The organism is Methylobacterium sp. 275MFSha3.1, from assembly GCF_900108435.1.
GTDB lineage: Bacteria > Pseudomonadota > Alphaproteobacteria > Rhizobiales > Beijerinckiaceae > Methylobacterium.
This window is the reverse complement of record NZ_FNWP01000023.1, coordinates 88,481-112,575: the sequence shown is the minus strand read 5'-3', so window position 1 is coordinate 112,575 and position 24,095 is coordinate 88,481. Positions and strand designations below refer to the sequence as shown.

29 protein-coding genes are annotated in these 24,095 nt (G+C 73.7%); 15 read left to right on the top strand and 14 right to left on the bottom strand.

Features of this window, described 5'->3' with window-relative positions:
• Positions 1 to 39 precede the first annotated feature (39 nt).
• Both BLW78_RS24150 and BLW78_RS24145 read left to right on the top strand, forming a co-directional pair.
• Positions 40 to 222 carry a hypothetical protein gene (locus tag BLW78_RS24150; protein ID WP_020095188.1) on the top strand — a complete coding sequence of 61 codons (183 nt, stop codon included), beginning with the start codon at positions 40 to 42 and terminating at the stop codon, positions 220 to 222.
• Positions 223 to 464: 242 nt separating this feature from the next.
• Positions 465 to 764, top strand: a complete 300-nt coding sequence (locus tag BLW78_RS24145; protein WP_020095189.1) for a PilZ domain-containing protein — start codon at positions 465 to 467, stop codon at positions 762 to 764.
• 95 nt (positions 765 to 859) lie between these two features.
• Here the strand turns inward: BLW78_RS24145 and BLW78_RS24140 are convergent, their stop codons facing one another.
• Positions 860 to 1,051 carry a hypothetical protein gene (locus BLW78_RS24140; RefSeq protein ID WP_020095190.1) on the bottom strand — a complete coding sequence of 64 codons (192 nt, stop codon included), beginning with the start codon at positions 1,049 to 1,051 and terminating at the stop codon, positions 860 to 862.
• Between the two features lie 124 nt (positions 1,052 to 1,175).
• On the opposite strand from BLW78_RS24140, the gene BLW78_RS24135 reads away from it, so the two are divergent.
• Together BLW78_RS24135 and BLW78_RS24125 are read left to right on the top strand one after the other, a co-directional pair.
• The gene (locus tag BLW78_RS24135) at positions 1,176 to 1,355 is read left to right on the top strand and encodes a hypothetical protein (RefSeq protein ID WP_020095191.1); all 180 of its coding nucleotides are present in this window, start codon (positions 1,176 to 1,178) and stop codon (positions 1,353 to 1,355) included.
• 404 nt (positions 1,356 to 1,759) lie between these two features.
• A complete protein-coding gene (locus BLW78_RS24125; RefSeq protein ID WP_020095193.1) occupies positions 1,760 to 2,002 on the top strand; it encodes a hypothetical protein in 243 nt (80 codons plus the stop codon).
• Positions 2,003 to 2,053: 51 nt separating this feature from the next.
• Here BLW78_RS24125 and BLW78_RS24120 read toward each other — a convergent pair whose 3' ends face one another.
• Complete coding sequence (locus BLW78_RS24120) at positions 2,054 to 2,305, bottom strand: hypothetical protein (protein WP_056523875.1); 252 nt, start codon at positions 2,303 to 2,305, stop codon at positions 2,054 to 2,056.
• A 436-nt stretch (positions 2,306 to 2,741) separates the two neighbouring features.
• Here BLW78_RS24120 and BLW78_RS24115 point away from each other — a divergent pair, with 436 nt between their 5' ends.
• Positions 2,742 to 3,035, top strand: coding sequence for a hypothetical protein (locus BLW78_RS24115; protein ID WP_244527038.1), 294 nt, complete (start codon positions 2,742 to 2,744; stop codon positions 3,033 to 3,035).
• On the opposite strand, the gene BLW78_RS24110 is transcribed toward BLW78_RS24115, so the two are convergent.
• The 3 genes from BLW78_RS24110 to BLW78_RS32090 all read right to left on the bottom strand — a co-directional run bounded on the left by BLW78_RS24110 (position 2,996) and on the right by BLW78_RS32090 (position 4,853).
• A complete protein-coding gene (locus tag BLW78_RS24110; protein ID WP_091682558.1) occupies positions 2,996 to 3,352 on the bottom strand; it encodes a hypothetical protein in 357 nt (118 codons plus the stop codon). The two genes, BLW78_RS24115 and BLW78_RS24110, sit on opposite strands and share 40 nt — an antisense overlap.
• Positions 3,353 to 3,514: 162 nt before the next feature.
• Positions 3,515 to 3,763, bottom strand: a complete 249-nt coding sequence (locus BLW78_RS24105; protein ID WP_020095196.1) for a hypothetical protein — start codon at positions 3,761 to 3,763, stop codon at positions 3,515 to 3,517.
• 79 nt (positions 3,764 to 3,842) lie between these two features.
• Positions 3,843 to 4,853 carry a hypothetical protein gene (locus BLW78_RS32090; protein WP_091682556.1) on the bottom strand — a complete coding sequence of 337 codons (1,011 nt, stop codon included), beginning with the start codon at positions 4,851 to 4,853 and terminating at the stop codon, positions 3,843 to 3,845.
• 199 nt (positions 4,854 to 5,052) lie between these two features.
• Between BLW78_RS32090 and BLW78_RS24095 the strand changes: the two genes are divergently transcribed.
• The 4 genes from BLW78_RS24095 to BLW78_RS24080 all read left to right on the top strand — a co-directional run bounded on the left by BLW78_RS24095 (position 5,053) and on the right by BLW78_RS24080 (position 8,509).
• A complete protein-coding gene (locus BLW78_RS24095; RefSeq protein WP_244527039.1) occupies positions 5,053 to 7,068 on the top strand; it encodes an OmpA family protein in 2,016 nt (671 codons plus the stop codon).
• A 97-nt stretch (positions 7,069 to 7,165) separates the two neighbouring features.
• The gene (locus BLW78_RS24090; protein ID WP_091682552.1) at positions 7,166 to 7,435 is read left to right on the top strand and encodes a hypothetical protein; all 270 of its coding nucleotides are present in this window, start codon (positions 7,166 to 7,168) and stop codon (positions 7,433 to 7,435) included.
• A gap of 84 nt (positions 7,436 to 7,519) precedes the next feature.
• Complete coding sequence (locus tag BLW78_RS24085) at positions 7,520 to 7,720, top strand: hypothetical protein (RefSeq protein ID WP_020095200.1); 201 nt, start codon at positions 7,520 to 7,522, stop codon at positions 7,718 to 7,720.
• Positions 7,721 to 7,795: 75 nt separating this feature from the next.
• A complete protein-coding gene (locus BLW78_RS24080) occupies positions 7,796 to 8,509 on the top strand; it encodes a YidB family protein (RefSeq protein WP_091682551.1) in 714 nt (237 codons plus the stop codon).
• A 308-nt stretch (positions 8,510 to 8,817) separates the two neighbouring features.
• Here BLW78_RS24080 and fabF read toward each other — a convergent pair whose 3' ends face one another.
• The 4 genes from fabF to fabD form a co-directional block, all read right to left on the bottom strand.
• A complete protein-coding gene (gene fabF, locus BLW78_RS24075; RefSeq protein ID WP_091682549.1) occupies positions 8,818 to 10,080 on the bottom strand; it encodes a beta-ketoacyl-ACP synthase II in 1,263 nt (420 codons plus the stop codon).
• 183 nt (positions 10,081 to 10,263) lie between these two features.
• Positions 10,264 to 10,503 carry an acyl carrier protein gene (locus tag BLW78_RS24070; RefSeq protein ID WP_007559070.1) on the bottom strand — a complete coding sequence of 80 codons (240 nt, stop codon included), beginning with the start codon at positions 10,501 to 10,503 and terminating at the stop codon, positions 10,264 to 10,266.
• Positions 10,504 to 10,835: 332 nt separating this feature from the next.
• The gene (gene fabG / locus BLW78_RS24065) at positions 10,836 to 11,573 is read right to left on the bottom strand and encodes a 3-oxoacyl-[acyl-carrier-protein] reductase (RefSeq protein ID WP_056523896.1); all 738 of its coding nucleotides are present in this window, start codon (positions 11,571 to 11,573) and stop codon (positions 10,836 to 10,838) included.
• A gap of 30 nt (positions 11,574 to 11,603) precedes the next feature.
• The gene (fabD, locus tag BLW78_RS24060) at positions 11,604 to 12,548 is read right to left on the bottom strand and encodes an ACP S-malonyltransferase (protein WP_091682547.1); all 945 of its coding nucleotides are present in this window, start codon (positions 12,546 to 12,548) and stop codon (positions 11,604 to 11,606) included.
• 329 nt (positions 12,549 to 12,877) lie between these two features.
• Between fabD and rpoZ the strand changes: the two genes are divergently transcribed.
• The 3 genes from rpoZ to BLW78_RS24045 all read left to right on the top strand — a co-directional run bounded on the left by rpoZ (position 12,878) and on the right by BLW78_RS24045 (position 16,770).
• The gene (gene rpoZ, locus BLW78_RS24055) at positions 12,878 to 13,288 is read left to right on the top strand and encodes a DNA-directed RNA polymerase subunit omega (protein ID WP_010685409.1); all 411 of its coding nucleotides are present in this window, start codon (positions 12,878 to 12,880) and stop codon (positions 13,286 to 13,288) included.
• A gap of 205 nt (positions 13,289 to 13,493) precedes the next feature.
• Positions 13,494 to 15,767, top strand: a complete 2,274-nt coding sequence (locus BLW78_RS24050; RefSeq protein WP_091682570.1) for a RelA/SpoT family protein — start codon at positions 13,494 to 13,496, stop codon at positions 15,765 to 15,767.
• Positions 15,768 to 16,128: 361 nt separating this feature from the next.
• Entirely contained in the window at positions 16,129 to 16,770 is a 642-nt protein-coding gene (locus tag BLW78_RS24045) for a LabA-like NYN domain-containing protein (RefSeq protein ID WP_020095206.1), read from the top strand.
• A 4-nt stretch (positions 16,771 to 16,774) separates the two neighbouring features.
• Here BLW78_RS24045 and BLW78_RS24040 read toward each other — a convergent pair whose 3' ends face one another.
• The 3 genes from BLW78_RS24040 to dapA form a co-directional block, all read right to left on the bottom strand.
• Positions 16,775 to 17,344: a peroxiredoxin gene (locus BLW78_RS24040; protein WP_091682546.1), complete on the bottom strand. Its 570-nt coding sequence runs from the start codon at positions 17,342 to 17,344 to the stop codon at positions 16,775 to 16,777.
• Positions 17,345 to 17,563: 219 nt separating this feature from the next.
• Positions 17,564 to 18,037: an SsrA-binding protein SmpB gene (gene smpB / locus BLW78_RS24035; RefSeq protein ID WP_020095208.1), complete on the bottom strand. Its 474-nt coding sequence runs from the start codon at positions 18,035 to 18,037 to the stop codon at positions 17,564 to 17,566.
• A 15-nt stretch (positions 18,038 to 18,052) separates the two neighbouring features.
• Positions 18,053 to 18,952: a 4-hydroxy-tetrahydrodipicolinate synthase gene (gene dapA, locus BLW78_RS24030; RefSeq protein WP_091682544.1), complete on the bottom strand. Its 900-nt coding sequence runs from the start codon at positions 18,950 to 18,952 to the stop codon at positions 18,053 to 18,055.
• A 200-nt stretch (positions 18,953 to 19,152) separates the two neighbouring features.
• On the opposite strand from dapA, the gene BLW78_RS24025 reads away from it, so the two are divergent.
• Together BLW78_RS24025 and BLW78_RS24020 are read left to right on the top strand one after the other, a co-directional pair.
• Positions 19,153 to 21,501 carry a transglycosylase SLT domain-containing protein gene (locus tag BLW78_RS24025; RefSeq protein WP_091682542.1) on the top strand — a complete coding sequence of 783 codons (2,349 nt, stop codon included), beginning with the start codon at positions 19,153 to 19,155 and terminating at the stop codon, positions 21,499 to 21,501.
• Between the two features lie 197 nt (positions 21,502 to 21,698).
• The gene (locus BLW78_RS24020; protein WP_091682541.1) at positions 21,699 to 22,685 is read left to right on the top strand and encodes a catalase family peroxidase; all 987 of its coding nucleotides are present in this window, start codon (positions 21,699 to 21,701) and stop codon (positions 22,683 to 22,685) included.
• A gap of 59 nt (positions 22,686 to 22,744) precedes the next feature.
• Here BLW78_RS24020 and BLW78_RS24015 read toward each other — a convergent pair whose 3' ends face one another.
• Entirely contained in the window at positions 22,745 to 22,999 is a 255-nt protein-coding gene (locus BLW78_RS24015) for a hypothetical protein (protein WP_091682539.1), read from the bottom strand.
• 85 nt (positions 23,000 to 23,084) lie between these two features.
• Entirely contained in the window at positions 23,085 to 23,663 is a 579-nt protein-coding gene (locus BLW78_RS24010) for a thermonuclease family protein (RefSeq protein ID WP_091682530.1), read from the bottom strand.
• 112 nt (positions 23,664 to 23,775) lie between these two features.
• Between BLW78_RS24010 and BLW78_RS24005 the strand changes: the two genes are divergently transcribed.
• The gene (locus tag BLW78_RS24005; RefSeq protein WP_091682528.1) at positions 23,776 to 24,093 is read left to right on the top strand and encodes a PepSY domain-containing protein; all 318 of its coding nucleotides are present in this window, start codon (positions 23,776 to 23,778) and stop codon (positions 24,091 to 24,093) included.
• Positions 24,094 to 24,095 lie beyond the last annotated feature (2 nt).

Genomic DNA, 24,095 nt, shown 5'->3' with positions numbered 1-24,095 from the left:
GCCCTCAAGGGCCGCGAGACCGGCGCATAGGGAAACGCCATGTCTCGATCGATCCTGCTGGCCCTCGCTCTCGTCGTCTGCGGGGCCGCCGTGACGCTGTTCGCCTTCCTGCGCGCGCCCCAGTCGAGGGAGTTTGCCGGGTGGGATGCGGCCTTCATGGGCGGCATCGGGGCCGTCGCGCTGGGTTTTCTCACCACCCTCGTCGAGGTCGTGACCGAGTAGGTCGATCCTGAGGCCGGTCACACGCGCCGAGCGGTCCGACCGAGGCCGTCTCCGTCCCTGCGGATCCGTCGCCCCCGTCGCTCGGCGGGCGGCGGTGCTCCGCGCATCCGGCCTCCGGCCGAGCGCGCAAGAAGAGCGCAAAATTCACAGGGACGGCAGCTTCCCGACAATTCGAGGTATTTCGCAAACCGCCCTTGAACCCGGGTGACCGATCCTGTCGGGCAGAGGTTCTCGAGGCGGTGATGTTCGAACGACGCAGCGCTCCACGCACGCTTCTCAACGAGACCGGCAGCATCTCGGTCGACGAGCATCGAAGCTTGCCGTGCATCGTCTACGACCGGTCGGCCGGCGGCGTGCGGGTCGCGCTCCCGGATGCCGAGATCGTTCCGGACAGCTTCATCCTCAGCATCGATGCGAGCAGCGAGATCCTCGTCTGCCGCGCCATCTGGCGCAAGGCGGAGGAGATCGGCGCCACGACCGACATCCCCGAGACGGCGCGGTCGGGCCGCGCGAACCTCTGGCGCGAACTCGAGGCGACCTGACAGGCGCCTGCCTCGGGTCGGCCGGCGCTCGGCGCGGCCAGAGTGTCGTCGGCAGGGTCGGGGGCGGCGGGGCTCCCGGCGCGCGCCGACGCGCGTCACTCCCAGTCGATGTTGAGCGAGCGCTCGAAGGCGGCCGCGGAGAGTTCCTTGCCCTTCGGATCGGCGACCGTGATCTCGCGGAAGCCGCGCCGGGCCAGCTCCCAGGTCTTCTCCATCGCCTGCTCGTCCGTCCCGCAGGCGAACGTCATGACGCGCCCGGACGGATCAATCCCCTTGACGGTGAACACACCACTCTCCCTGCTCGCACCTCCCATATAGAGCCGCGATCCGCGTCGCGCCTCCCGCCATCGTGACGGAGCCCCGGGACCCGCACACGCCCCGTCGCGTTGGCTGCAGGCAGGGAGAGACCGCATGACGCGCGAGACCGCAGACCCGACGAGCCGCGGACCGGACGCGCGCGAGGCGGACGAGCCTCCGGCGGAGCGCGTCAAGGCGGCGCCGGCCACGATCCCGACCGAGGATCCCGAGGTCGGCCTCGCGCAGAAGGGCAGCGGGGAAGAGGCGATCGTCCGGCGCGAGACGGAGATCTGACCGGTCGCGCCGACGCGCGGGCGATCCCTGGACGCCGGTCCATGTGCGATGCACAAACGGGCCGGCCGCACCCGGCTGGCGGCCGACAGGAGACCACGCATGACACAGTGCATGGCACAGTCGTCGGGCCACGAGGTCCCGACCCAGATCCGCGACGTCGCCGGGACCGGTCTCGCGCAGGCCCGGACGGCCTTCGGAAGCGTCGTCGGAGCGGCACGCCGCGCCTCCGACAGGGTCCGCACGAAAGTGGTGCGAGGGCAGGATGCGGCCCGGGAAGCGGCGGCCGCGGCTCGCGACGCTGCCGGGGGGGGCGGCGCACTGAGCGGGAGAGCCGAGCGGCCTCTGGGCGGGTGGCCGGCGGCCCTTCGCGGCGCTGCCGGCCGTGTTCGGACGCGGAGTTGGAGATGATGTACGGGGAGGTTGGTCGCCTGGCGGATGAGAGCCTGCGGCTGGGCCTGAGACAGGCCGAGAACGCCGTCCTGCTCGCGATGGCGGCGCAGTATGCGTGGGCGGATCTGTGGTTCGAGGGGTACCGCGCGGCGGGGACCGCCCTCAGCACCGCGCGCGATCAGCGGGCGCGGACGCGGCGCCTGATCCGTCGCGGCGTGGAACCGTCGGTGGCCGCGCAGGAATTGCACATCGTCTGAGCGTCGGCCGGAGACGGAGCCGCCCGGGGCGCTCCGTCTCCGGCAGCCGGATCAGCGGCTCGCCTCGACGGCGGCCTGGACGATCGGCCGGCCGAGGGACGAGACCGTCCGATTGACGGTCGCCGGCGCGGCGACGGGCTGGGGCGTGGTGGTCAGATCGTGGATCGCGCGGATCTGCTGGGCGGGCCGGGCCTGATCGCGATAGAGCGGCGGCGTCAGGTGCAGGCGGTCGTCGGCGGCGGCGAGGCCCGTGAAGGCCGCCGAAGTGAGCGCGGCCGACGCGAGGATGAGGATCGTGCGCATGGTGCGTCTCCGGTTCGATCGCGGTGTCGACCGCGGGATGCGATCGACCAGCGCATGAGACCACGGATTTGTGCGTCGCGGCATGCATTTATCGCATTGCACCATATCGCCATGGCGGCACGGTATTGCAGTGTTTCCCGGAAATTCTCAGCCGTGAATTCAGGCGCCGATCCTGAGCGGCATGCATTCGATGCAAATGAACTAAACTTCCACCGGCGCGTTCTCAAATCAAACTTGAGGAGCGGGTGATTTGTTTTTCGCGCGCGCCCCCGGACCGATCGAAACCGCCGGGCGAGCGCGCGCGTTGCTGGCGTCGCGGCCCGTGGCGCGAATCGGAGACCGCGGCGCCAGATCCGCGTCACACGGGCACGCACACAGGCACGGTAGAACGCCCACATCCCGCCGAAGCACCCTGCGAAGCACCACGAGAGCGCCGATGACGCCCTCCGACCTCGACAGACGAGCCGAACTGACCATCTGGCCCAAGGGCAAACCGGCCCGCGCCGCGGAGGGGCGGCCGTTCGCGACCCTGCGCGAGGCCCTCGCCGTCGCGATCGCAGCGATGGAATCCGGCGAGGCCCAACCCTGGATCATCACCGAGGCCGGCGACATCCTCTCGCCGCGCTGGATCCAGGCGAATTCCCGAGCGCGGCGCCGCACTAACCGGCGCCGCGCCGGAGGCGGATCGGATCAGCAGCCGATGCAGATGTCGCGGACCACGTGCTGGTGACGCTGGCCGGTGCGCTGGTTCGGGAGCTGCCCGTCGATCGACGAGAGCCCGCTGCCCAGGCCCCGGAACCGGCGCTCGACCGCCGGAACGGAGGCCGCCCTGACCGGAGCGGGCGGCTCCGCGGCCGCGGCGGGGGTCGGTGCCGCCGTCGGAGCGGGCGCGGGCGCCCCGTTGGCCATGCCGGGATCGGGCAGGGTCAGGGCCATGCCCGGCACCGGCGGGACCTGCGCGAACTCGCCCGCGCGCCCCGGCAGGGGCGCGACGACCAGAAGCGCGACGGCCGGGACCGCGACGACGCGCCGGTTCAGCGGATGCATCACACTCTCCTGCCTCGGGAGCCGGCACGCCACGGACCCCGTGCCTCTGGGCCATCGCCGGATCGGCGCCCGCTCCGATGACGGAACGGGGCCGGCCTCGGTTGTGCGCGGCGGAGCGGGGCGCCGCCACTCATCCATTCGGCGGAGCGTGCGCCGGGCGGCTCAGTAGGCCCGACCGTAGAAGGGCTGCGAGACCGGGCGATAGCGGTCGCTCACCGGCCACGTATAGGGCTGCTCCTTGCCGGTGCGCAGGTCCGAGCGGAATTTCGGCTCGTTGAAGCCGATCCCGTGCAGGCCGGCCGTGCCCTTGGCGCCGTGGGCCTTCGGCCCGGCATCGCGCGCCAGGGCAGCGCCCGAGACGCCGATCACGAGAGCGGCCGCGAGCGAGACGCGGCCCAGCATGACGTTCATCTCTGTCTCCTGTCCCGGCCGAGGTGCCGGCACAGAAGGAACGGCAGCGGTTCGGCGCGGTTCCGGCCCCGGAGGCCGCTCAGAACCCCTGGCCGAGGCAGGCTTCGGCGAAGGGCCCGCCGCAGAGGTCGCCGGTCCGGACCGGCGCGGCCGCCGCGCCGCCGATCCCGGCACCGCCGATCGCCCCGCCGCCGGTCGGCAGGGTGCGGGCCGCCTGGGCGGGATCGTCCGCGGGCAGCCCGGGCGTCCCGGCGATCCCGGCGCCGCCCGTGCCGGCGCCGCCCGTCCCGGAAACCGTCGCGGCCGTGGCCCCGCTCGCGGCCGTTCCGGTCCCGAGCCCGAACAGTCCGAACAGCCCGAACAGACCGCCGGGGGACAGGGTGGCGCCCGTCGCGCCGATGCCCGACGCGGCCACGCCGCTGCCGAGACCGGCCGACGCGACGCCGGACGAGCCGGTCGCGAGCGAGGAGCCGAGGCTTCCGGCAGCGTTGAGGCCCGTGCCGACACCTACTCCAACGCCTGCGCCGACACCTGCGCCGACACCTGCGCCGAGGCCGGCTCCCGAGAGCCCGGTGCCCAGGCCGGGGGACAGGCCCGACCCGCCCCCGAGACCGCCCGTTCCGAGGGTCGGTGTCAGGAGGCTCCCCGCGGTCGAGCCCAGGCCCGTGCGGGACGCGCCGCTGAGGCCGCTGCGGGCACCGGTGGCGCCGATCGTCCCGCCGGTCCCGAGGGTCGTGCCGGTGACGCCGGCACCGCCGGTCGCGGTGGATCCCAGGCCGCCGAGCTGGCCCGTCGCGCCCGAACCGGCGGTCGTGGCGCCGAGCGTCGTCCCGGCCGAGAGGCCGCCCGACGCGCCGATGCGGCCGCCGCCACCGCCGCCGCCCCCGCCGAAGCTCAGCTGGCCGGCATTCACGAGGCCGCCGGTCTGCGCCGAGACGGTCGGGAACGGCCCGGTGGTGGAACTGCCGCCGAGGCTCAGCTGGCCCGGATTGGCGACGGGGGCGATCGGCTCCAGCGATGCCGACAGACTCTGGGCCCCGGCCGGGACGGCGATCGCCGGGAGCAGGGCGGCGGCGAGGATGGATCGCATGGCACGCTCCTCAGCGGGGACGGGGTCTGGCTCGGAAACCGGAGGGCGTCCGGCCGGTTCCGGCGGCGCGGGTACGCGGCGCGGCGCTGACCCGTGGGAGAAAGGAGGCCGCCGGCCTTCATGCTGCCGGAAAGACGGTGTGCTCTCGGCACCGGATCCGCCTGCCCCCACGTCCCGACCCGCGCCCGAACCTGCGACCGTGCCGTTGCCCGAAACTCTCGCCCAAGGCCTGCGCGGCGCCGGCTGGCTCGCCGGCCTCCCGGCCCTCGCGCTGATCTGGGCGAGCGCGACCCTCTACGCCGCCCCGCGGATCGCCGACGGCCTCGCGGCGGAGGGCGCGGCGATCGCCGCCGGCACGGCCACCGCCACCGGCGAGCCGTGGCTGCGCCTGGAGGCCGTCGGGCGCGACCTCGTGGCCGCCGGCGAGGCGCCGGACGTCGCCGAGCGCGCCACCGTGCTGTCCCGCCTCGCGGCCCTCGACGGCCCGCGCCGCATCGTCTCCGAACTCGGCATCGTGGAGACCGCCGCGCCCTTCCAGTGGGCGGCGATCCGCACGGGTCAGAACCGGATCGCCCTCGAAGGCAGCCGCCCGGTGGAGATCGGCCGGCGGGCCCTGGAGGCGCGGATCGCCGGCGCCCTCGATCCCGGCACCGCCCTCGACGACACCGCCCGGGCCGCCCGGGGCGCGCCGCCGGATTTCGCCGGCGCGGCCGCGTTCCTGGCGGCCCGGCTCTCCGGCCTCGCCAAAGGCGGGCGGGCGGCGCTCAGCGACACCGTGCTCAGCCTGTCGGGCGAGGCCCTCGACGTGCCGGCCTACGAGGCCCTGCGGGCCGCCCTGTCGGACCCGCCGGAGGGGTTCAGCGTCGGGCGGGTCGAGATCCTGCCCCCGAAGGTGGCCGCGTACCGGTTCGCCGTGGAGAAATCGGGCCGGGGCATCGTCCTCGACGGCTTCGCCCCCTCGGCGGCCGACCGCGAGGCCGCCCTGCGCGCCGCCACCGAGGCCGCCGCGGGCGGCACCGTGGAGGACCGGCTCCTGGCCGCCCGGGGGCTCGACCCGGCGATCGACCCGAAGAGCCTCATCGCCTTCGCGTTCAAGCTCGCCGAGCTGATCCAGTCCGGGCAGGTCGTGTTCCGGGACGGGGCGGTCTCGGTGACCGGCGACGCCATCGACGGGCAGGCGCTCCCCGACGCCGAGGCGCTGATGCGCGAGGGCCGGCCCGCCGGCGTGGCGGCCGGGCGGGTGGCGCTCACGTCGCGGCCGCTCTCGCCCTACCGGGTGGCGATCCGCCGGACTGCCGACGCCGTGACCCTCACCGGCCACCTGCCGGACGCCGCGACCCGGGAGCGGGTACTGGCCGCCCTGCGCCCGCGCCTGTTCCGGGAGCCGGTCATCGACCGTACCCGCCTCGCCGACGGCGCCCCGCCGGATCTCGGGGACGCGCTGGCCGCCGCCGCCCCGCTGGTGACGAACCTCGCGGACGGGACCGTCGCGGTCTCGGACCGCGCCGTGACGCTCACCGGCGAGAGCCTCTACCGGGAGGGCGCCGCGCGCACCCCCGACCGGCTCGCCGAGGCGCTGCCCCCGGGCTGGACCGGGCAGGCCAGCGTCACGGCCCGGGACGCGGCGGAGCGGCGCGACCCCGCCACCTGCCGCGCCGACTTCACCGCCGCCCTGGCGGGGGCGGACCTGCACTTCCCCGCGGGCGGCGCCGTGCTCACGCCCGCCTTCTACCCGACCCTCGACGCGCTGGCCGCCCTGGCGAAGATCTGCCCGTCGCTGCGCGTCGCGGTCTCCGGCCCCGCCGACCCGGCGAAGCCGCCCGCGACCCCGGCCGCCGGACCGGCACCGGGGGAGGGCGCGACCGCCGAGCCGACCCGGGTCGCCGACGCCGCCAAGCCGGCCACACCCGCGCCGCCGGCCCCGGCGCCCAAGGAAGCCGCGACGCACGCGGCCAAAATCGCGGCCAAGGACGCGGCCAAGGACGCGACGAAGGATCGGAGCAAGGCGGGCGCGGCCAGGAAGGAGCCGGCCGCGCCCGGCAAGGCGGCGGCGAAGAAGCCCGCCGAGGCCCCCGACGAGCCGCCGGTCGACCTGCCGCGCCTGCGTGCCCAGGCGGTGGTGGACTATCTCCTCCAGGCCGGAGCCCGGCCGGAGCAGGTCACGGCCGGGCCGGACGGGCCGGCCGGCCCCGTCGTCTTCGCGCTGCTGCCGTGAGGGAGATCCGCTCCGCCGCGCGCCCGCCGGCCGGGCCGCGCCCATCCGCGCGCCCAGCCGCGCGCCACCATCGCGCCCGCAGGGAGGCCGGACGGCCGTGACGCTGCTGCTCGCCGGATTCTGGCCCGGGCTCGCCGGGGCGGCCGCGCTCGGCCTCGTGGTCGGCGCGCTGGTCGGCTGGCCGGACCGCCTCGCCGCCTCGCTGGGGCTCTGCGTGGTCGCGGGGCTCGTGGCCGCGGCGGCGATCGCCGGGTTCGTGCCGGGCCTGCCCGGCCTGTGGCTCGACGGCGCGGCCCTGATGCTCCCGGCCTACTGCGCGGCCTGCCTGCTCGGGGCGCTGGGACGCCGCCTCGCCGGCCGGACCTGACGGCGCGGGAACCTCTCCGCCCCCCGACGGCGTTTTTCCGGCAACAGGGCCCCGAGGGCCCGCCCCGAACCCGGAGAGGCCGCGATGCCCAGGACCGTCGACCGTCCCCATCCCGCGCGACGCCGCGCCGTTCGCCTGCCGCGCCCCCGCGCCGGCGCCGCCGCCACCGGCCTGTTCCTGGCCGGACTGATCCTCTCGGCCGCGACGGTGCCGCTGGTCGAGCCCGCCGACGCCACGACCGGTGGCGGCACCGCGCAGGCGGCGCTCGCGACACCGGCCCGCTGAGCGAGGCAACCCGCGCCCGCCCCGGAATGTTGTTCGCCCGGGCCCGTCCGGCCCGGGCCTAGGGGGGAGACGCGCATGGGACTGCTCGAATCGGCGATCGGCGGCGTGCTCGGTCAGGTGTTCGGCGGGCAGAAGCAGGGGTCCGGGGGCATGTCGCCCCTGGTCAAGGCACTCCTGATGCTCCTGCTGGCCAAGGGCGCCAGCGGCGGCTTCGGCGACATCTTCGGCCGCGGGCGCCAGGGCGAGCCCGGCCCCGAGGCCGACCGCTCCGGCGGCGCCGGACCCTACGGGCGCGATCCCGGCCAGCACCCCGCCGATGCCGGCGGGCGCCGTCCTCCGGAAGAGGGCGGCGATATGGGCGGCTGGGATCAGTACGGCGGCCGCCGCGACGGCGGCCCGGGCGGGCCGTCGGACCCGTCCCTGCCGCCCGGCGACTTCTCGGACCTTTCCGGCATGCTCGACGGCCCCGGCGACGCCCCGCCGCCGAGCCGCGCCGCCCCGGACGGGCAGGGGGATCTCGGTGGCCTCGACGGGCTGGTCGACCGGTTCCGCCAGGGCGGCCTCGGCGACGTGATCGAGTCCTGGATCGGCCACGGCACCAACCGCCCGGTGGCCCCGGACCAGCTCGCCCGGGCGCTCGGCCCCGACACGGTGGACACCCTCCAGCAGCAGACCGGGATGGACCGCGAGACCCTGCTGTCGCAGCTCGCCCAGGCGCTGCCGGAGGTGGTGCACACGCTCACGCCGCAGGGGCGGGTGCCGGGCGAGGCGGAGCGGCGGGGATGGTAGCCGGGCACGGGGTCAGGGGCCGCGCGGCGCGCCCGCCGCGGATCCCGATCACGACGGCATCCTGAAGGGCCCGGGCGCTGCGCGCGCTCGAAGACGCCCGCCGTCGCGGATGCCGCGCGGGAGGTCAGGATCTCGGTGCGCGCGGGCTCTCGCCCGCAGCGCGCACGGATCCGGACCCAGCGACGCGGGTTTCGGGAGCAGCCTCGGCGGGCACGATCGCCCGTTCGGAGGCCGCATTCCGCATGTCGGACGGAAGTCGGAGCGTCGGGACGAGGTGCGGCCGGTGTCGCGGTCGGACGGCGACGCGCCTACGCGACCCGCCGCATCACCAGCGACGCGTTCGTCCCGCCGAACCCGAAGGAGTTCGACAGCACCACGTCGACCTGCTTCCGCTTCGCCTCGAATGGCACCAGATCGATCTTGGTCTGGACGGAGGGGTTGTCGAGGTTGAGCGTCGGCGGGATGACGTTGTCGCGCAGGACGAGGATGGAGAAGATCGCCTCGACCGAGCCGGCGGCGCCCAGCAGGTGGCCGACCGAGCTCTTGGTGGACGACATGGTCGCGTTCGCGGCGGCGTCGCCCAGGAGGCGCTCCACGGCCTTCAGCTCCAGCTCGTCGCCCATGGGCGTCGAGGTGCCGTGGGCGTTGATGTAGCCGATCTCCGACGGCGCGATTCCGGCGCGCTTCACCGCGGCGGTCATGCAGCGGAAGGCGCCGTCGCCGTCCGGGGAGGGGGAGGTGATGTGGTAGGCGTCGCCCGAGAGGCCGTAGCCCACCACCTCGGCGTAGATCTTCGCGCCGCGGGCCTTGGCGTGCTCGTACTCCTCCAGCACCACGATGCCGGCGCCCTCGCCCATGAGGAAGCCGTCGCGGTCGCGGTCGTAGGGGCGGGAGGCCTTCTCGGGCGTGTCGTTGAAGCCCGTGGTGAGCGCCCGGCAGGCGGAGAAGCCCGCGATCGACAGGCGGTTCACCGGCGACTCGGCGCCGCCCGCCACCATCACGTCGGCGTCGCCGAGGGCGATCAGGCGGCTCGCGTCGCCGATCGCGTGGGCGCCCGTGGAGCAGGCCGTCACCACGGCGTTGTTCGGGCCCTTGAGGCCGTGGGCGATCGAGACCTGGCCGGAGGCGAGGTTGATGATCCGGCCCGGGATGAAGAACGGCGAGATCCGGCGCGGGCCCTTCTCGTGCAGGGTCACGGAGGCGTCGTAGATGCCGCCGATGCCGCCGATGCCGGAGCCGATCAGCACGCCGGTGGCGCACTGGTCCTCGTGGCTCTTAGGGAGCCAGCCGGCATCCTTCAGGGCCTCGTCGGCCGCCGCCATCGCGTAGACGATGAACGGGTCGACCTTGCGCTGCTCCTTCACCTCCATCACGAGGTCGGGGTTGAAGGTGCCGTCGGTGCCGTCGCCGAACGGGACCTGCGCGGCGATCCGGCAGGGCAGATCGGCGGATTCGAAGCCGCGGATCGGGCCGGCGCCGCTGTCGCCCGCGATCAGCCGGCTCCAGGTGTGCTCCACCCCGCTGCCCAGCGGCGTGACCATCCCCAGACCCGTGACCACCACCCGCCGCATGTGCCCTGTCCCGTCTTGAGGCGCCGCCCCGCCGGCACCGCCGCGGTCGCGCATCGTCCTAACTCGCTCGGAGGCAGAATCGGTCCCCGCGGGCCCCGTCACGACTCCGAGCCTTGAAACGCATAACGGCGCGGGGGCTGTTTCGCCTCACCCGCGCCGCGTCAAACCCGGTCCCCGGCGCCTTTAGGCGGCGGAGTTCTTCTCCAGGAACTTCACGGCGTCGCCGACCGTCTGGATGGTCTCGGCAGCGTCGTCCGGGATCTCGACGTTGAATTCCTCCTCGAAGGCCATGACTAGCTCGACGGTGTCGAGGCTGTCGGCACCGAGGTCGTCGATGAAGTTGGCGCTCTCGACCACCTTCTCGGGCTCCACGCCCAGGTGCTCGACGACGATCTTCTTCACGCGCTCAGCGATATCGCTCATCGGTCTTCCGTCCTCGTCCTTCTGGTCTGTCAGTCTTCTCGGGGTGGTGCCGTGGCCGCGTCGCGCCCCTGCGGGCTTGTTGTGACGGGCCGGTGTCCGATCGCGCGTGCTTCTGAGGTGAACCGGCGCGTGAGCCGGGACGCCCCCGCCGGAGGGCCTTGGACTGAAAACCCGCTGAACCGTCAACCCCCTGTACGGCTGCGGGGCGTGGTAGCACAGGGTTCCAGCCCTGGCGAGGGCCCGTTCAGAAAGCCTTCATGGGTGTGGCACTTGCGTGTCGGCGGGGGTGATTCGCGCGCCGTTCCCGCCGGCCGGGAACCGGTATACGCGCCCTAGTACATGGCCATCCCGCCATTCACGTGCAGCGTGTGGCCGGTGACGTAGCCCGCCTCCGCGGAGGCGAGGTAGAGGCAGGCCGCCGCGACCTCCGACCCCTCGCCGAGCCGCCCGGCGGGCACGCGGGCGAGGATGCCCTCGCGCTGCTTCTCGTTGAGGGCGTCGGTCATGGGCGAGCTGATGAAGCCCGGGGCGATACAGTTGACGGTGATTCCCCGCGAGGCGACCTCGGCGGCGAGCGCCTTGGTCATGCCCACGAGGCCGGCCTTGGCGGCGGCGTAGTTGCCCTGGCCGGGATTGCCGGTGCTGCCGACCACCGAGCCGATGTTGACGATCCGCCCGGAGCGGCGGCGCATCATGCCCTTCACGGCGGCCCGCGACAGGCGGAAGGCGGCGGTGAGGTTGACGGCGATCACCTGCTCCCACTCCTCGTCCTTCATCCGCATGAAGAGGTTGTCGCGGGTGATGCCGGCATTGTTCACGAGGATGTCGAGCGGGCCGATCGCGGCCTCGGCGGCCGGGACGAGGCCCTCGACCGAGTCCTTGTCGGACAGGTCGGCCGCGACCGGGCTGGCGCGCTCGCCGAGTTCGGCCGCGAGCGCCTCCAGGGCCGCGGGCCGCGTGCCCGAGAGCGCCACGGCGGCGCCCTGCGCGTGCAGGGCCCGGGCGATCGCCTGGCCGAGGCCGCCGGTCGCGCCGGTGACGAGGGCCTTGCGGCCGGTGAGATCGAACATGCGGGACTCCGTCGGATCAGAGCGCGCGGGTCAGAGCGCGAAGGCGGCGACGTCGGCGGGGGTGCCGATTGCGGCGGCGCTCGCCTGGGGGGCGACGCGCTTGACGAGGCCGGTCAGCACCTTCCCGGCGCCGAGCTCGTAGAACCGGTCGACGCCGGAGGCCGCCATGGCGGCGACGCTCTCGCGCCAGCGCACGGTGCCGGTGACCTGCTCGACCAGGGCCGCGCGGATCGCCTCCGGATCGGTGACCGGGGCGGCCGCGACGTTGGCGTAGAGGGTGACGCGCGGGGCCGCCAGCGCGACCTCGGCGAGCGCCCGGGCCATGGCCTCGGCGGCCGGGGCCATCAGGCGGCAGTGGAACGGCGCCGAGACGTTGAGCATCACGGCGCGCTTGATCCCGCGGCCGGTGGCGATGCCGACGGCGCGCTCCACGGCCGCGCGGTCGCCGGAGAGCACCACCTGGCCGCCGCCGTTGTCGTTGGCGACGTCGCAGACCGCGCCGTCGCCGGCCTCGTCGGCCGCCGCCTCGGCGACGGACCGGGCGGCCTCGAGATCGGTGCCGATCAGCGCCGCCATGGCGCCGGCGCCCGGCGCGACGGCCGCCTGCATGGCCTCGCCGCGCAGGCGCAGCAGCCTGGCGGCGTCCGCGACGGTGAGGCTGCCCGCGGCCGCGAGCGCGGCGTACTCGCCGAGCGAGTGGCCGGCCACGCAGGCGACGTCGCGCCCGAGGTCGAGGCCGCGCTCGGCCTCCAGCACGCGCAGCACCGCGAGGCTCGCCGCCATCAGGGCCGGCTGGGCGTTGGTCGTGAGGGTCAGCGCCTCGACCGGCCCTTCGAACATCAGCCGCGACAGGTTCTCGCCCAGGGCGGCGTCGACCTCGTCGAGCACGGCCCGGGCCTGCGGGAAGGCCTCGGCGAGGTCCCGCGCCATGCCGACCGCCTGGCTGCCCTGGCCCGGAAAGATGAGTGCGCGCATGTTGCGTCCTGGTCGCCGACGCCGCGCGGCGCGCGAACGCCGCCCGTGTCGGCCGAAACTCTGGAATGGCGCGCGCACTCGCACCCGCGGCGCTGGGTGTCAACAATGCGCCGCACCATGATGCCGCAGCGACGCGGTCCTCCGGCCCCTCGGCGTTCGGCCCCTCGGCGTCCGGCCCGACCGGACCGGCACGCGCGCCGGACGCGCGCCGGGTTCGCGCCGGACGCGCGCCCCGCGCAACCCGCTGTGCTTGTTGCACAACGGCATCCGGTGTAGAGTGGCGCCATACCCGACATCACCCGTCGCTCAAGCCCAAGGAGCCGCCCCGCATGGCGCGCGTCACCGTCGAAGACTGCATCGAGAAGGTCGAGAACCGCTTCGAGCTGGTGCTGCTGGCGAGCCACCGGGCCCGCCTCCTGGCCGCCGGCGCCCCGCTGACCATCGACCGCGACCGCGACAAGAACCCGGTCGTGGCGTTGCGCGAGATCGGCGACGAGACGATCACGGCCGACGACCTCAAGGAGCAGCTGATCCACTCGATGCAGAAGTACGTCGAGGTGGACGAGCCCGAGGCCGAGACCGTGCCGCTGCTGTCGAGCTCGCCGGCCGCCGCCGCGGTGGCGCCGCAATCCTCCAGCGACGACGCGGCGGTTCAGTTCGACCGCATGAGCGAGGAGGACCTGCTGCGCGGCCTCGAGAACCTCGCCCCGCCGGTCGAGACCGACGACGAGGGCGAGTGAGCCTGGACACGTGGGCCTGGATGGGCGCGACCTGACAGAGACCGGACCCGGCGGAGACGCCGGGTTCTCTCGTTCCGTGGCCGGCCCGCCGGCGTCCGGCGCGGCCCCGCCGCCGGGGGCTGGCGCCGTCCCGGCGGTTGCGGAACAATCGCGCGTGATCCAGACCCCGCGCACGACCCCGGACGCGCCGGCCCCGTCCCGGCGGATGATGCGCCAGTACGAGCTCGTCGAGCGGGTCAAGCGCTACAACCCGGCCGCCGACGAGGCGCTGCTCAACCGCGCCTACGTGTACGCCATGCAGGCGCACGGCACGCAGAAGCGCGCCTCGGGCGATCCGTTCTTCGCCCACCCCCTCGAGGTGGCGGCGATCCTCACGGACCTCCACCTCGACGACGCCACCATCGTGGCCGCGGTGCTGCACGACACCGTCGAGGACACCGAGGCGACGCTCGAGGAGATCCGCCGGCTGTTCGGGCCGGAGATCGGCGCCCTGGTCGACGGCCTGACCAAGCTCAAGCGCCTCGACCTCGTCTCCAAGCAGGCCGCGCAGGGCGAGAACTTCCGCAAGCTGCTGCTCGCGGTCGCGGCGGATGTCCGCGTGCTGCTGGTCAAGCTCGCCGACCGCCTGCACAACATGCGGACCCTCCAGCACATGCGCGACGACAAGCGTCGCCGCATCGCGCAGGAGACCCTGGACATCTACGCGCCGCTCGCCGGCCGCATGGGCATGCAGGAGCTGCGCGAGGAGCTGGAGGACCTGGCCTTCCGCAACCTGGAGCCGGAGGTCTACGCCACCATCACCCAGCGCCTGACGCGGCTCTCCGCCAAGTCCGAGACCGTCGTCGAGACCATCGCGCAGGTGCTGACCGAGAAGCTCGGCGCGCAGGGGATCACCGCCGAGGTCAGCGGCCGGCAGAAGCGCCCGTTCTCGATCTGGTCGAAGATGGAGCGCAAGTCCGTCGCCTTCGAGCAGCTCTCCGACATCTTCGGCTTCCGCGTGGTCGTCGACACCGTGCAGGATTGCTACGCGGCGCTCGGCATCGTCCACACCAGCTGGCCGATGGTTCCGGGCCGGTACAAGGACTACGTCTCGACCCCGAAGCAGAACGATTACCGCTCGATCCACACCACGGTGATCGGGCCGAAGAGCCAGCGCGTCGAGCTGCAGATCCGCACCCGCGCCATGGACGACATCGCCGAGTACGGCATCGCCGCGCATGCCCACTACAAGGAGATCGGCACCGAGCTGGTCAAGGACCCGGCCCGCGCCGAGGGCAGCGTGCATCCGCGGCTCGCCGCGGAGAGCGGCGCCTACCAGTGGCTGCGCCGGACCATCGAGCTCCTCGCCGAGGGCGACAGCCCCGAGGAGTTCCTGGAGCACACCAAGCTGGAGCTGTTCCAGGACCAAGTGTTCTGCTTCACCCCGAAGGGCCGGCTGATCGCCCTGCCGCGCGGCGCGACGCCGATCGACTTCGCCTACGCGGTCCACACCGACGTGGGCAACACCGCGGTGGGCGCCAAGATCAACGGCCGGATGGCGCCGCTGCTGCACGAACTCGCCAACGGCGACGAGGTCGAGATCAGCCGCTCCGACGGGGCCTCGCCCCCGGCGGCCTGGGAATCCCTCGTGGTGACCGGCAAGGCCCGCGCGGCGATCCGGCGGGCGACCCGCACCGCCGTGCGGCGGCAATATGCCGGCCTCGGACGGCAGATCCTGGACCGGGCCTTCGAGCGCGCCGCCAAGACCTTCTCGGAGGACAAGCTCCGGGGCGCCCTGCCGCGGCTCGCCCGCGCGACGACCGAGGACGTGTTCGCCGCCGTGGGGCGGGGCGAGATGTTCTCGGGCGACGTCGTCCGCGCCGTCTATCCCGACCACCGCGACGAGCGCCGGCCCTCCGCCGCGCAGGGCGCCGCCAGCGGCGCCGGCCGGCTCGTGCGCTCCTCCGACCAGACCATGCGGCTGACCTTCCCGGGCGCCGAGGGCGGCAAGGAAGGCGGCAAGGAGGGGGAGGACGCGGATCGCAGCGACGCCATCCCGATCCGCGGCCTCGCGGGCGACCTGCCGGTCACCTTCGCGCCGAACGGCGGCGCGGTCCCGGGTGACCGGATCGTCGGCATCCTGACCCCCGGCGTCGGCGTGACGGTCTACCCGATCCAGTCGGCGGCACTCGCGGCCTTCGACAACGAGCCGGAGCGCTGGCTCGACGTCCGCTGGGACACGGAGGCGCTCGGCGGCGAGCGCTTCCCCGCCCGGCTGGCGCTCAAGTCGATCAACGAGCCCGGGGTGTTCGCCCAGATCGCCCAGGTGATCGCCGACCACGACGGCAACATCGACAACATCTCGATGAAGCGGCGAACCCAGGACTTCACCGACATCACCATCGACCTGTCGGTCTGGGATCTCCAGCATCTCAACGCGATCATCGCCGAACTGCGCGGCAAGCGCCCGGTCAACAGCGTCGAGCGCGTGAACGGCTGAGGTCGAGGGGCGGGGCGCGCGGCGCATCTGAGGTTTACAGGATCAACTTACGTAAACCACCGTTTTCACGACGAAGCCCTGTCGTGGTCAATTAATCCGCCCCGAGAGTTCAGTTTTTCACGACCGCACAATCCCGTGCTCTGCTTGACACGGACCCGTTTGAAACGAATGGTCCGGCGGACGGGGCGTCGGTGGCGCGGGTCATCGACCGCGCCGGTCCACCCCGGTTTGCAGAGCGCGGCGGCCGCGATCGCGGCGCACCGTCCCGGCCACGCGCCCCGGCCTTTCGCCCCGGGCGAACCCTGACCGATTGTTCAGACGATTTCCTGTCACCCACGATTTTTCGGGACCTGACCTGTTCATGCCAGTCACCCAGCGCAGCGCCATCTTCATCGACGGCGCCAACCTCTACGCCACCACCAAGGCCCTCGGTTTCGACATCGACTACAAGAAGCTGCTCAAGGAATTTCAGTCGCGGGAGAACCTCCTGCGGGCATTCTACTACACAGCCATGATCGAGGATCAGGAATACTCCTCGATCCGGCCGCTGATCGACTGGCTCGACTACAACGGCTACCGCGTCGTGACCAAGCCCGTGAAGGAGTTCACGGACTCGATGGGGCGCCGGAAGTACAAGGGCAACATGGACATCGAGCTGGCGATCGACGCCCTCGAGCTCAGCCCGCACATCGACCACATGATCCTGTTCTCCGGCGACGGCGATTTCCGCTCCCTCGTCGAGGCGATGCAGCGGCGCGGCGTGAAGGTGACGGTGATCTCCACGATCCAGACCCAGCCGGCGATGATCTCCGACGAGTTGCGGCGGCAGGCCGACGAGTTCGTCGACCTCGCGAGCCTCGCGGGCCGGATCGGGCGCGAGCCCGGCGAGCGCCCGGCGCGGGCCTCCGGCGAGGCGCCGACCCGCTACCGCGGGGAGGGAAGGGCCAATCCGGGCCTGGAGAACCGCTACGGCATCCGCCAGCCGGAGGCCGAGGAGGAGTAGCGCCTCAGGCGCTGCCCCCGTCGAGCCAGTCGAGGACCTGCCGGGCGCTCCGGTCCGGCGGGAAGACCGGATAGAACAGCTCGCTCACGACGCCGCCGTCGATCACCAGGGTGAGGCGGCGCAGCAGCACCTGCCCGCCGGCCTCGAAAGTCGGCAGGCGCGCCGCCATCCCGAAGGCCCGGTGCGGATCGGCCAGCAGCGGGAAGGGCAGGCGCAGGCGCTCGGCCACCTCCCGCTGGTAGGCGCTCGTCTGGGTCGAGAGGCCGAAGACCTGGGCGACGCCCCGGGCCGTCAGCGCGGCGTGGTGATCGCGGAAATCGCAGGCCTGCGGCGTGCAGCCCCGGGCGCCGGGGATCGCGTCCCAGTCGGGCGTCAGGCCCGGCTGGCCCGGCTCGCCGGTGCGCGGGTAGGCGTAGGCCACGGTGCGGCCCGGCAGCCGCGCCAGCGAGACCGTGCGGCCGTCGGTGGCGGTGAGCGCCACGTCGGGCAGGCGCATCCCGCGCAGGTGCTCGGCCGCGCCGTCGTCGACGGGGACCGGCAGGTCGTCGGGCAGGGTATCGTGGGTGGAGGGCATGGGTCGCTCCGCAGGATCGCAGGCTCGGGACGCCGCACCGGCTAATCCGGGATCTTGTGACATCGCGCGGTCAGCGCAAGGCGAGCGCATCACGGCCTGCGCCCCCCCCTGTCGGAACGATCGTCTTTGCAAGCGGAGCGAAGCAATCCAGGAGCGCACTGCTCGCCGCCGTCGCGCTGCCCTGGGTCGCTTCGCTGCGCTCGCGATGACGGCCCGGCCTCAGCCCCGGTCGCGCAGCAGCCGCGCCCGGTCGCGCTGCCAGTCGCGCTCCTTGACCGCCTCGCGCTTGTCGTGGGCCTGCTTGCCCTTGCCGAGGCCGAGCTCGACCTTCGCCCGCCCCTTGTCGTTGAAGTAGATCTTCAGCGGCACCACCGTGTAGCCCTGGCGCTGGGTCGCGCCGATCAGCTTGTTGATCTGGCGGCGGTGCAGCAGCAGGCGGCGCGGGCGCTTGGTGTCGTGGTTGAAGCGGTTCGCCTCCAGGTATTCCGGGATGTAGGCGTTGAACAGCATCAGGTCGTTGCCGGAGGGTCCGGCATAGGCCTCGCCGATCGTCGCCTTGCCGCCGCGCAGGGATTTCACCTCGGTGCCGGTCAGCGCGATGCCGGCCTCGAGCGTGTCCTCGATCGTGTAGTGATAGCGCGCGGCGCGGTTGTCGGCGACGATGCGCCGACTGGGCTCCGGTTTCGGGGCCATGATGCGTGACTTCCCTCAGTCGACCAGCAGGCCGGCGTGGCGCAGGGCGTCGTCGACGATGCGCTTGGTGGGCTCGGTCACCGGCACCAGCGGCAGGCGCAGCTCGTCGGTCATGTGGCCGAGCCGCGACAGGGCGTACTTCACCGGCGCCGGGTTGGCCTCGGCGAACAGGCCTGTCTGCAGGGGGAACAGCCTGTCCTGGAGGGTCAGCGCCCTGGCGTAGTCGCCGGCGAGCGTCGCCTCCTGCAGGTCGGCGCAGAGGCGCGGGGCGACGTTCGCCACCACCGAGATGCAGCCGTGGCCGCCGTGGGCGTTGTAGCCGAGCGCCGTCGCATCTTCGCCCGAAAGCTGGATGAAGCTCGCGCCCATGGCCTGACGCTGCTGGCTGACGCGATCGATCTTGGCGGTCGCATCCTTCACGCCGGCGATGTTCTTCAGCTCGAAGAGCCGGGCCATCGTCTCGACGCTCATGTCGACGACGGAGCGCGGCGGGATGTTGTAGATGATGATCGGAATGCCGACCGCGTCGTTGACGGCCTTGAAGTGGGCGTAGAGGCCCGCCTGCGTCGGCTTGTTGTAGTACGGCGTCACCACGAGGACGGCGTCGGCGCCCGCGCGCTCGGCGTGCTGCGCCCGCTCGACCGCCTCGGCGGTGGAGTTGGAGCCCGCGCCCGCCACGACCGGCACGCGCCCGCCCGCCTCGTCGATGCAGGCCTCGACCACCCGGTCGTGCTCGGAATGAGTCAGGGTCGGGCTCTCGCCGGTGGTGCCGGTTGGCACGAGGCCGTGGCTGCCCTGCTCGATCTGCCAGCGCACGAACTTCCGGAAGGCGGCCTCGTCGAAGGCCCCGTCGCGGAAGGGCGTCACAAGCGCGGTGAGCGAGCCCCGCAGGCGGCTCCCGGTCATCTCGGTCATCTCAGGCGTCCCAAAGGGTCCCAGCTGGGATTTCGGCGGTCTCGGCGCCGCGCGTGGTCCGCATCGTACGGGCACGGACCGGCAGACATAGGCGGTCGCGTCACGGCGCGCAAACAGATCGTGGGGACGGTTAACGCGATCTTAATGGTCACGGCCCGATCCTCGACCTTTCCCGCTCCGGTGATCAGTAGGGGGGAATCGTGATCCGACCCGCGCCCTCGCATCCGGCCCCGAAGCGCACGTCCCTCACCGCCGCCGCGCTCGTCGCCACCGTCGGCGTGGCGCTCGCCGGCCCGGCCGGCCAAGCCGGCCAAGCCGGCATCGACGCGCCCACGACGCCGCCGGCCACGCAGCCCGCGCCGCCGGCGAGCGACGCTGCCCTCTCGACCGCCCAGGTCCGGGGCGCGCAGGCCGTGAAGGCGAGCGACCCTGTCGCGGCCGACGCCCTGAAGCTCGACCCGGTCCACGCCTCGAGCGGCGACGACAAGGGCGAGGAGCCCGCCCGGACGCTGCCGGCCGCGGCCTCGGCCTACGCCTCCGCCGACCCCGACGCCCCGGTGGCCTTCCCGCTGCCGGACGCCGCGGTCACTCCGGCGGCCCCGGTGCCCGAGGTGCCGGATCCCGCGCGCCCGAAGATCTCCGGCGACACCGACCCGACGCTGCTGCGCGGCGCCATCGATCTCTACCGCAAGGGCCGGGTCGCCGACGGCGACCGGATGCGCGACGGCTTCACCGACCCGGCCGCGAAGGCGCTGCTCGAGTGGGTGGCGATCCGCGCGGGCGCCGGGATCGGCTTCAACCGCACCGTGGCCTTCGTCCGGGCCAATCCGGACTGGCCGGCCGGCCCGCTGCTGCGCCGCCGGGCCGAGGAGGCGCTGCTCTCCGAGAAGAAGGCGCCCGCGACGGTCCGGGCCTACTTCGCCACGGCGAAGCCGGTGAGCGCGCCGGGCAAGTTCGCCCTGGCGCTGGCCCTGCGCGCCGACGGCTGCGACGCCGACGCCGCCGAGATGGTCCGAGACCTCTGGCGCACCGAGAGCTTCGGGCGGAGCCTGGAAGCGAAGGTGCTCGACGCCTTCCCGGACGCGCTGACCCGGGTCGACCACCGCTACCGGATGGAGCGGGCGCTCCTGAAGGACGACTGGGAGAGCGCCGGCCGGGCCGCCGGCTACGCGGGCGGCGCCTATGCCAGCCTCGTGCGCGCCCGCCGGGCCGTGGAGGACAAGTCCTCGGGCGCCGCGGCCGCGCTCGCCGCGGTGCCGCCGTCGCTGCGCAGCGACGCGTCCTACATCTTCTCCCGGGCGCAGTATCTCCGCCGGGCCGACAAGGCCGAAGCCGCCGCCGCCGTGCTCGCAACGGCGCCGAGCAACCCGGACGTGCTGGTCGACGGCGACGAGTGGTGGATCGAGCGCCGGATCGTGGCGCGCAAGCTCCTCGACCTCGGTGATGCCAAGACCGCCTACGCGGTGGCGAGCCAGCCGGCAGCGCGCTCGCCCGAGAAGCGCATCGAGGCCGAGTTCCACGCCGGCTGGATCGCGCTCCGCTTCGCCGGCGATCCCGCCGCCGCCGCGCAGCATTTCGCCCGGGTGGCGGCGATCGCCGAGAGCCCGATCTCGGTGGCGCGGGCCGCCTACTGGCAGGGACGGGCGGCCGAGGCGCTCGGCCAGTCGGAGGAGGCGAAGCGCTTCTACGAGCGCGCCGCCCTGCAGCCGATCGCCTATTACGGCCAGGTGGCCCGGGCCCGGCTCGGCCAGACCAGCCTGCCCCTGCGGGCGCCGGCCGACCTCGAGGGCGCGGAGCGCCAGGCCTTCGACGGGCGGCTCTCCATCCGCGCCCTGCGCCTGCTCGGCGAGGCCGGGATCAAGGAGCTGGCCCTGCCGCTCTACATCGACGCCGCCCGGGACCTCTCGGACCCGCGCGAGCTCCAGGCGCTCGGCGACCTCGCCACCGACATGAAGGACGCCCGCGCCCTGGTGGCGATCGGCAAGCTCGCGGTCCAGCGCGGCCTGCCGCTCGACGCCCACGCCTACCCGACGATCGGCATTCCCACCTACGAGACCTTCACGGCGGTCCCGCAGGTCGAGCGGGCCATGGTCTACGCCATCGCCCGCCAGGAGAGCCAGTTCGACCCGCGCGCCCAGTCGGGCGTCGGCGCCAGGGGGCTGATGCAGATGATGCCGGCCACCGCCCAGCGCACCGCCCGCCGGGTCTCGACCGCCTTCGACGTCGACCGCCTGACCAGCGACCCCGCCTACTGCGCGAGGCTCGGCCAGGCCCATCTCGGCGAGCTGATGGAGGATTGGCGCGGCTCCTACGTGCTCGCCTTCGCCTCCTACAACGCGGGCGGCGGCAACGTGAAGAAGTGGATCGACGCCTACGGCGACCCACGCAAGGGCGACGTCGACGTGATCGACTGGGTGGAGCGCATCCCCTTCACGGAGACGCGCAACTACGTGCAGCGGGTCATGGAGAACCTGCAGGTCTACCGCTCGCGGCTCGACAGCCGCAGCGCCCTGCTGATCGAGGGCGACCTCCACCGCGGCGCGCGGTAGCGGGCTCCTCACCGTCTTTGCGAGCGGAGCGAAGCAGAGACGAAGTTCTCGATCTGCGGCCTGCCGCCGCGACGTAACCCACACCCCAGCTCCGCCGCGGCATAGCTTTTGGTTGTGCCCTCGCTGCCTCGCTCCCTAGAAGATGGGCCGGTCCGCATTGACCGGCTCCCGAGAGCCCGCGCTGCCGAGAGGTTTCCATGCTGCGTTCGAGATCGGGTTTCGCCCTCCTGCTGAGCACCGCGCTCGCGGCCGCCGCCCCGGCCCTGGCCCAGGAGGCCTCCACCGCCGAGCAGACGATCGACGTGATGAACACGCTGTTCGGCAAGCATCCGGGGGCGCGGGCCAACCACGCCAAGGGCGTGGTCGCCGAGGGCAGCTTCACCCCGTCGCCCGAGGCGGCGAAGATCAGCAAGGCCTCCCTGTTCCAGGGGCCGGCGGTGCCGGTGACGGTCCGGTTCTCGGACGCCACCGGCGTCCCGACCATCCCGGACGGCGCGGCCGACGCCAACCCGCACGGCCTCGCTCTCAAGTTCAAGCTGAGCGACGGCTCCGAGATGGACGTCGTCACGAACTCGCTGAAGTACTTCCCGGTCGCCACGGGCGAGGAGTTCCGCGACCTCCTGCAGGCCGCCGCCGAGAGCGGCCCGAAGGCCGCCCATCCGACCGCGCTGGAGCGCTTCGCCGCCGCCCACCCGGCCGCCGCCACCGCGGGCGGGACCGCCAGGACCCCGTCGAGCCTCGCCCGGCAGACCTACAACGGCGTCAACGCCTTCATCCTGGTGGACGCCGCCGGCAAGCGGCAGCCGTTCCGGTTCCGCTTCGTGCCGGTGGAGGGCGAGGAGATCCTCCCGCCCGAAGAGGCTGCCAAGCGCGATCCGAACTTCCTGATGGCCGAGATCGGCCCGCGGGTCGCCAAGACTCCGGCGAGGTTCCGGATGCTGGCCCAGCTCGCCGAGCCGGGTGACCCGACCAACGACGCCACCAAGCCTTGGCCGGACGACCGGAAGACGGTCGATCTCGGCACCGTGACGGTGAGCAAGGTCGTGCCCGACAGCGCCGAGGCCGAGAAGGCGCTGCTGTTCATGCCGAACAACCTGACCGACGGGATCGAGGTCTCGGACGACCCGCTGATCGACGCCCGCGTCCAGGCCTACGCGGTCTCGTTCAGCCGCCGCTCGCAGTAGCGCGGCCCAGCCGGGCGGAATCCCCGACCCGTCGCCTCATCCCGAGGTGCCGGAGCGGATCAGCGGCCCGTCCCGGCCTTCGGGGCGGAGGGCGGCTTCGCGCCGCCCGGCTGCCCCTTGCTCTCGACCGGGCCCGTGCGGGCGCCGTCCCGGGTGGAGCCGGTGCCGCTGAGGCCGCCCGCGCCCATGCTGGTCGTGGGCGCGCCGGCATCCTTGCGTCCCTCGGCCTTGCCCCGGCCCTCGGCGGCGTGAACGGTCCCCGTCGCGCCGGCGAGGAGGACGGCGAGCAGCGTGGTACGGGTCAGGATCCTCATGGGGCCTCCGCGGGTCCACCGCCGCCCGGGCGGGCTCTCCGGTCCAACCGGGCGCGCCCGGGAGCGTTCCCGTGAGGACGGGGCGTCACCCGGCGGCGAGCAGGCCCGCGGCGGCGCGGCGGCCCCGCCGCTCGGCGGGATCCTGGAACACCCCCGACCACAGGCCGAGGCGGCGCCCCCAGGCCCGGTCCGCCGCAGGCGCGTAGTCCGGCGCGAGGTCCCGGTCGGGCAGGGCGAGGCCCTGCGCCACCATCCAGGCCCCGAGATCCGCCTCGCCGACCCGGCAGAGCGCCGCGCCGGCCTCGCCCCGCGTCTCGCAGGCGACGCTGGCCCCGCCGATCCGGTCGGCGAGCGCCCGGGCGGCGTCGCGGCCGCACGGGTAGGGCCGGTCCTGGGCATCCGCGCAGGTCGCGTCCGCCTCCGGCGCGGCGATCCCGAACAGGCTCACCGGCCTTCCGCCGACGCGCAGCGTCCCGCCGTCGATCACCTGGGCGGGGCCGCGCAGGATCTCGCCGGCCCGGGCGGGGGCGTGCCAGGACAGGCCGCCGATCAGGAGCGCGGCGAGGAGCGGCAGGCGCGAGCGGCCGCTCCTGTCGTCCGGGCAGAGGAGGGTGCCGGCCAGGCCGGCCGCGCAGGCGAGGAGGATACCGACGTAGAGCGACATGGTCTCAGGTCTCCGGAAGGGCTATGGCGGCCCTTGTGCCGAAGCCCCGCCCCGCGACCCTGACGCCGGCTGTCAGCGTCCCGTCAGGCGGCGCGGCCTAGCCTGCGCCCGCATGAGCCCGTTCCCGCCCCGCCGCGCCCTCGTTCTCGCCCTCGGCCTGCTGGCCACCCTCGCGGGCGGGCCCCTGCACGCCTCCGAGGATGCCGACCGGGCCCGCCGGGCCCTGGAGAGCGGCGAGATCCGCCCCCTCGACGCGGTGCTGGCGGCGGCCCGGGCGGCGGTGCCGGGCGACGTCGTGTCGGTCGATCTCAAGCACGACGACGGGCACTGGCTGTACAAGCTGCGCATCCTCGGGCCCGACGGGAAGCGCCGGACCGTGAAGGTCGATGCCGGCACTCTGAAGATCCTGGACGAGGACGACGATGATTGAGG

Bases quoted from the DNA above. Each gene is read 5' to 3' on its own strand.
- BLW78_RS24150 (WP_020095188.1), top strand. From the start codon at position 40: ATGTCTCGATCGATCCTGCTGGCCCTCGCTCTCGTCGTCTGCGGGGCC.
- BLW78_RS24145 (WP_020095189.1), top strand. From the start codon at position 465: ATGTTCGAACGACGCAGCGCTCCACGCACGCTTCTCAACGAGACCGGC.
- BLW78_RS24135 (WP_020095191.1), top strand. From the start codon at position 1,176: ATGACGCGCGAGACCGCAGACCCGACGAGCCGCGGACCGGACGCGCGC.
- BLW78_RS24125 (WP_020095193.1), top strand. From the start codon at position 1,760: ATGATGTACGGGGAGGTTGGTCGCCTGGCGGATGAGAGCCTGCGGCTG.
- BLW78_RS24120 (WP_056523875.1), bottom strand. From the start codon at position 2,305: ATGCGCACGATCCTCATCCTCGCGTCGGCCGCGCTCACTTCGGCGGCC.
- BLW78_RS24115 (WP_244527038.1), top strand. From the start codon at position 2,742: ATGACGCCCTCCGACCTCGACAGACGAGCCGAACTGACCATCTGGCCC.
- BLW78_RS24110 (WP_091682558.1), bottom strand. From the start codon at position 3,352: ATGCATCCGCTGAACCGGCGCGTCGTCGCGGTCCCGGCCGTCGCGCTT.
- BLW78_RS24105 (WP_020095196.1), bottom strand. From the start codon at position 3,763: ATGAACGTCATGCTGGGCCGCGTCTCGCTCGCGGCCGCTCTCGTGATC.
- BLW78_RS32090 (WP_091682556.1), bottom strand. From the start codon at position 4,853: ATGCGATCCATCCTCGCCGCCGCCCTGCTCCCGGCGATCGCCGTCCCG.
- BLW78_RS24085 (WP_020095200.1), top strand. From the start codon at position 7,520: ATGCCCAGGACCGTCGACCGTCCCCATCCCGCGCGACGCCGCGCCGTT.
- BLW78_RS24080 (WP_091682551.1), top strand. From the start codon at position 7,796: ATGGGACTGCTCGAATCGGCGATCGGCGGCGTGCTCGGTCAGGTGTTC.
- fabF (WP_091682549.1), bottom strand. From the start codon at position 10,080: ATGCGGCGGGTGGTGGTCACGGGTCTGGGGATGGTCACGCCGCTGGGC.
- BLW78_RS24070 (WP_007559070.1), bottom strand. From the start codon at position 10,503: ATGAGCGATATCGCTGAGCGCGTGAAGAAGATCGTCGTCGAGCACCTG.
- fabG (WP_056523896.1), bottom strand. From the start codon at position 11,573: ATGTTCGATCTCACCGGCCGCAAGGCCCTCGTCACCGGCGCGACCGGC.
- fabD (WP_091682547.1), bottom strand. From the start codon at position 12,548: ATGCGCGCACTCATCTTTCCGGGCCAGGGCAGCCAGGCGGTCGGCATG.
- rpoZ (WP_010685409.1), top strand. From the start codon at position 12,878: ATGGCGCGCGTCACCGTCGAAGACTGCATCGAGAAGGTCGAGAACCGC.
- BLW78_RS24050 (WP_091682570.1), top strand. From the start codon at position 13,494: ATGATGCGCCAGTACGAGCTCGTCGAGCGGGTCAAGCGCTACAACCCG.
- BLW78_RS24045 (WP_020095206.1), top strand. From the start codon at position 16,129: ATGCCAGTCACCCAGCGCAGCGCCATCTTCATCGACGGCGCCAACCTC.
- BLW78_RS24040 (WP_091682546.1), bottom strand. From the start codon at position 17,344: ATGCCCTCCACCCACGATACCCTGCCCGACGACCTGCCGGTCCCCGTC.
- smpB (WP_020095208.1), bottom strand. From the start codon at position 18,037: ATGGCCCCGAAACCGGAGCCCAGTCGGCGCATCGTCGCCGACAACCGC.
- dapA (WP_091682544.1), bottom strand. From the start codon at position 18,952: ATGACCGAGATGACCGGGAGCCGCCTGCGGGGCTCGCTCACCGCGCTT.
- BLW78_RS24020 (WP_091682541.1), top strand. From the start codon at position 21,699: ATGCTGCGTTCGAGATCGGGTTTCGCCCTCCTGCTGAGCACCGCGCTC.
- BLW78_RS24015 (WP_091682539.1), bottom strand. From the start codon at position 22,999: ATGAGGATCCTGACCCGTACCACGCTGCTCGCCGTCCTCCTCGCCGGC.
- BLW78_RS24010 (WP_091682530.1), bottom strand. From the start codon at position 23,663: ATGTCGCTCTACGTCGGTATCCTCCTCGCCTGCGCGGCCGGCCTGGCC.
- BLW78_RS24005 (WP_091682528.1), top strand. From the start codon at position 23,776: ATGAGCCCGTTCCCGCCCCGCCGCGCCCTCGTTCTCGCCCTCGGCCTG.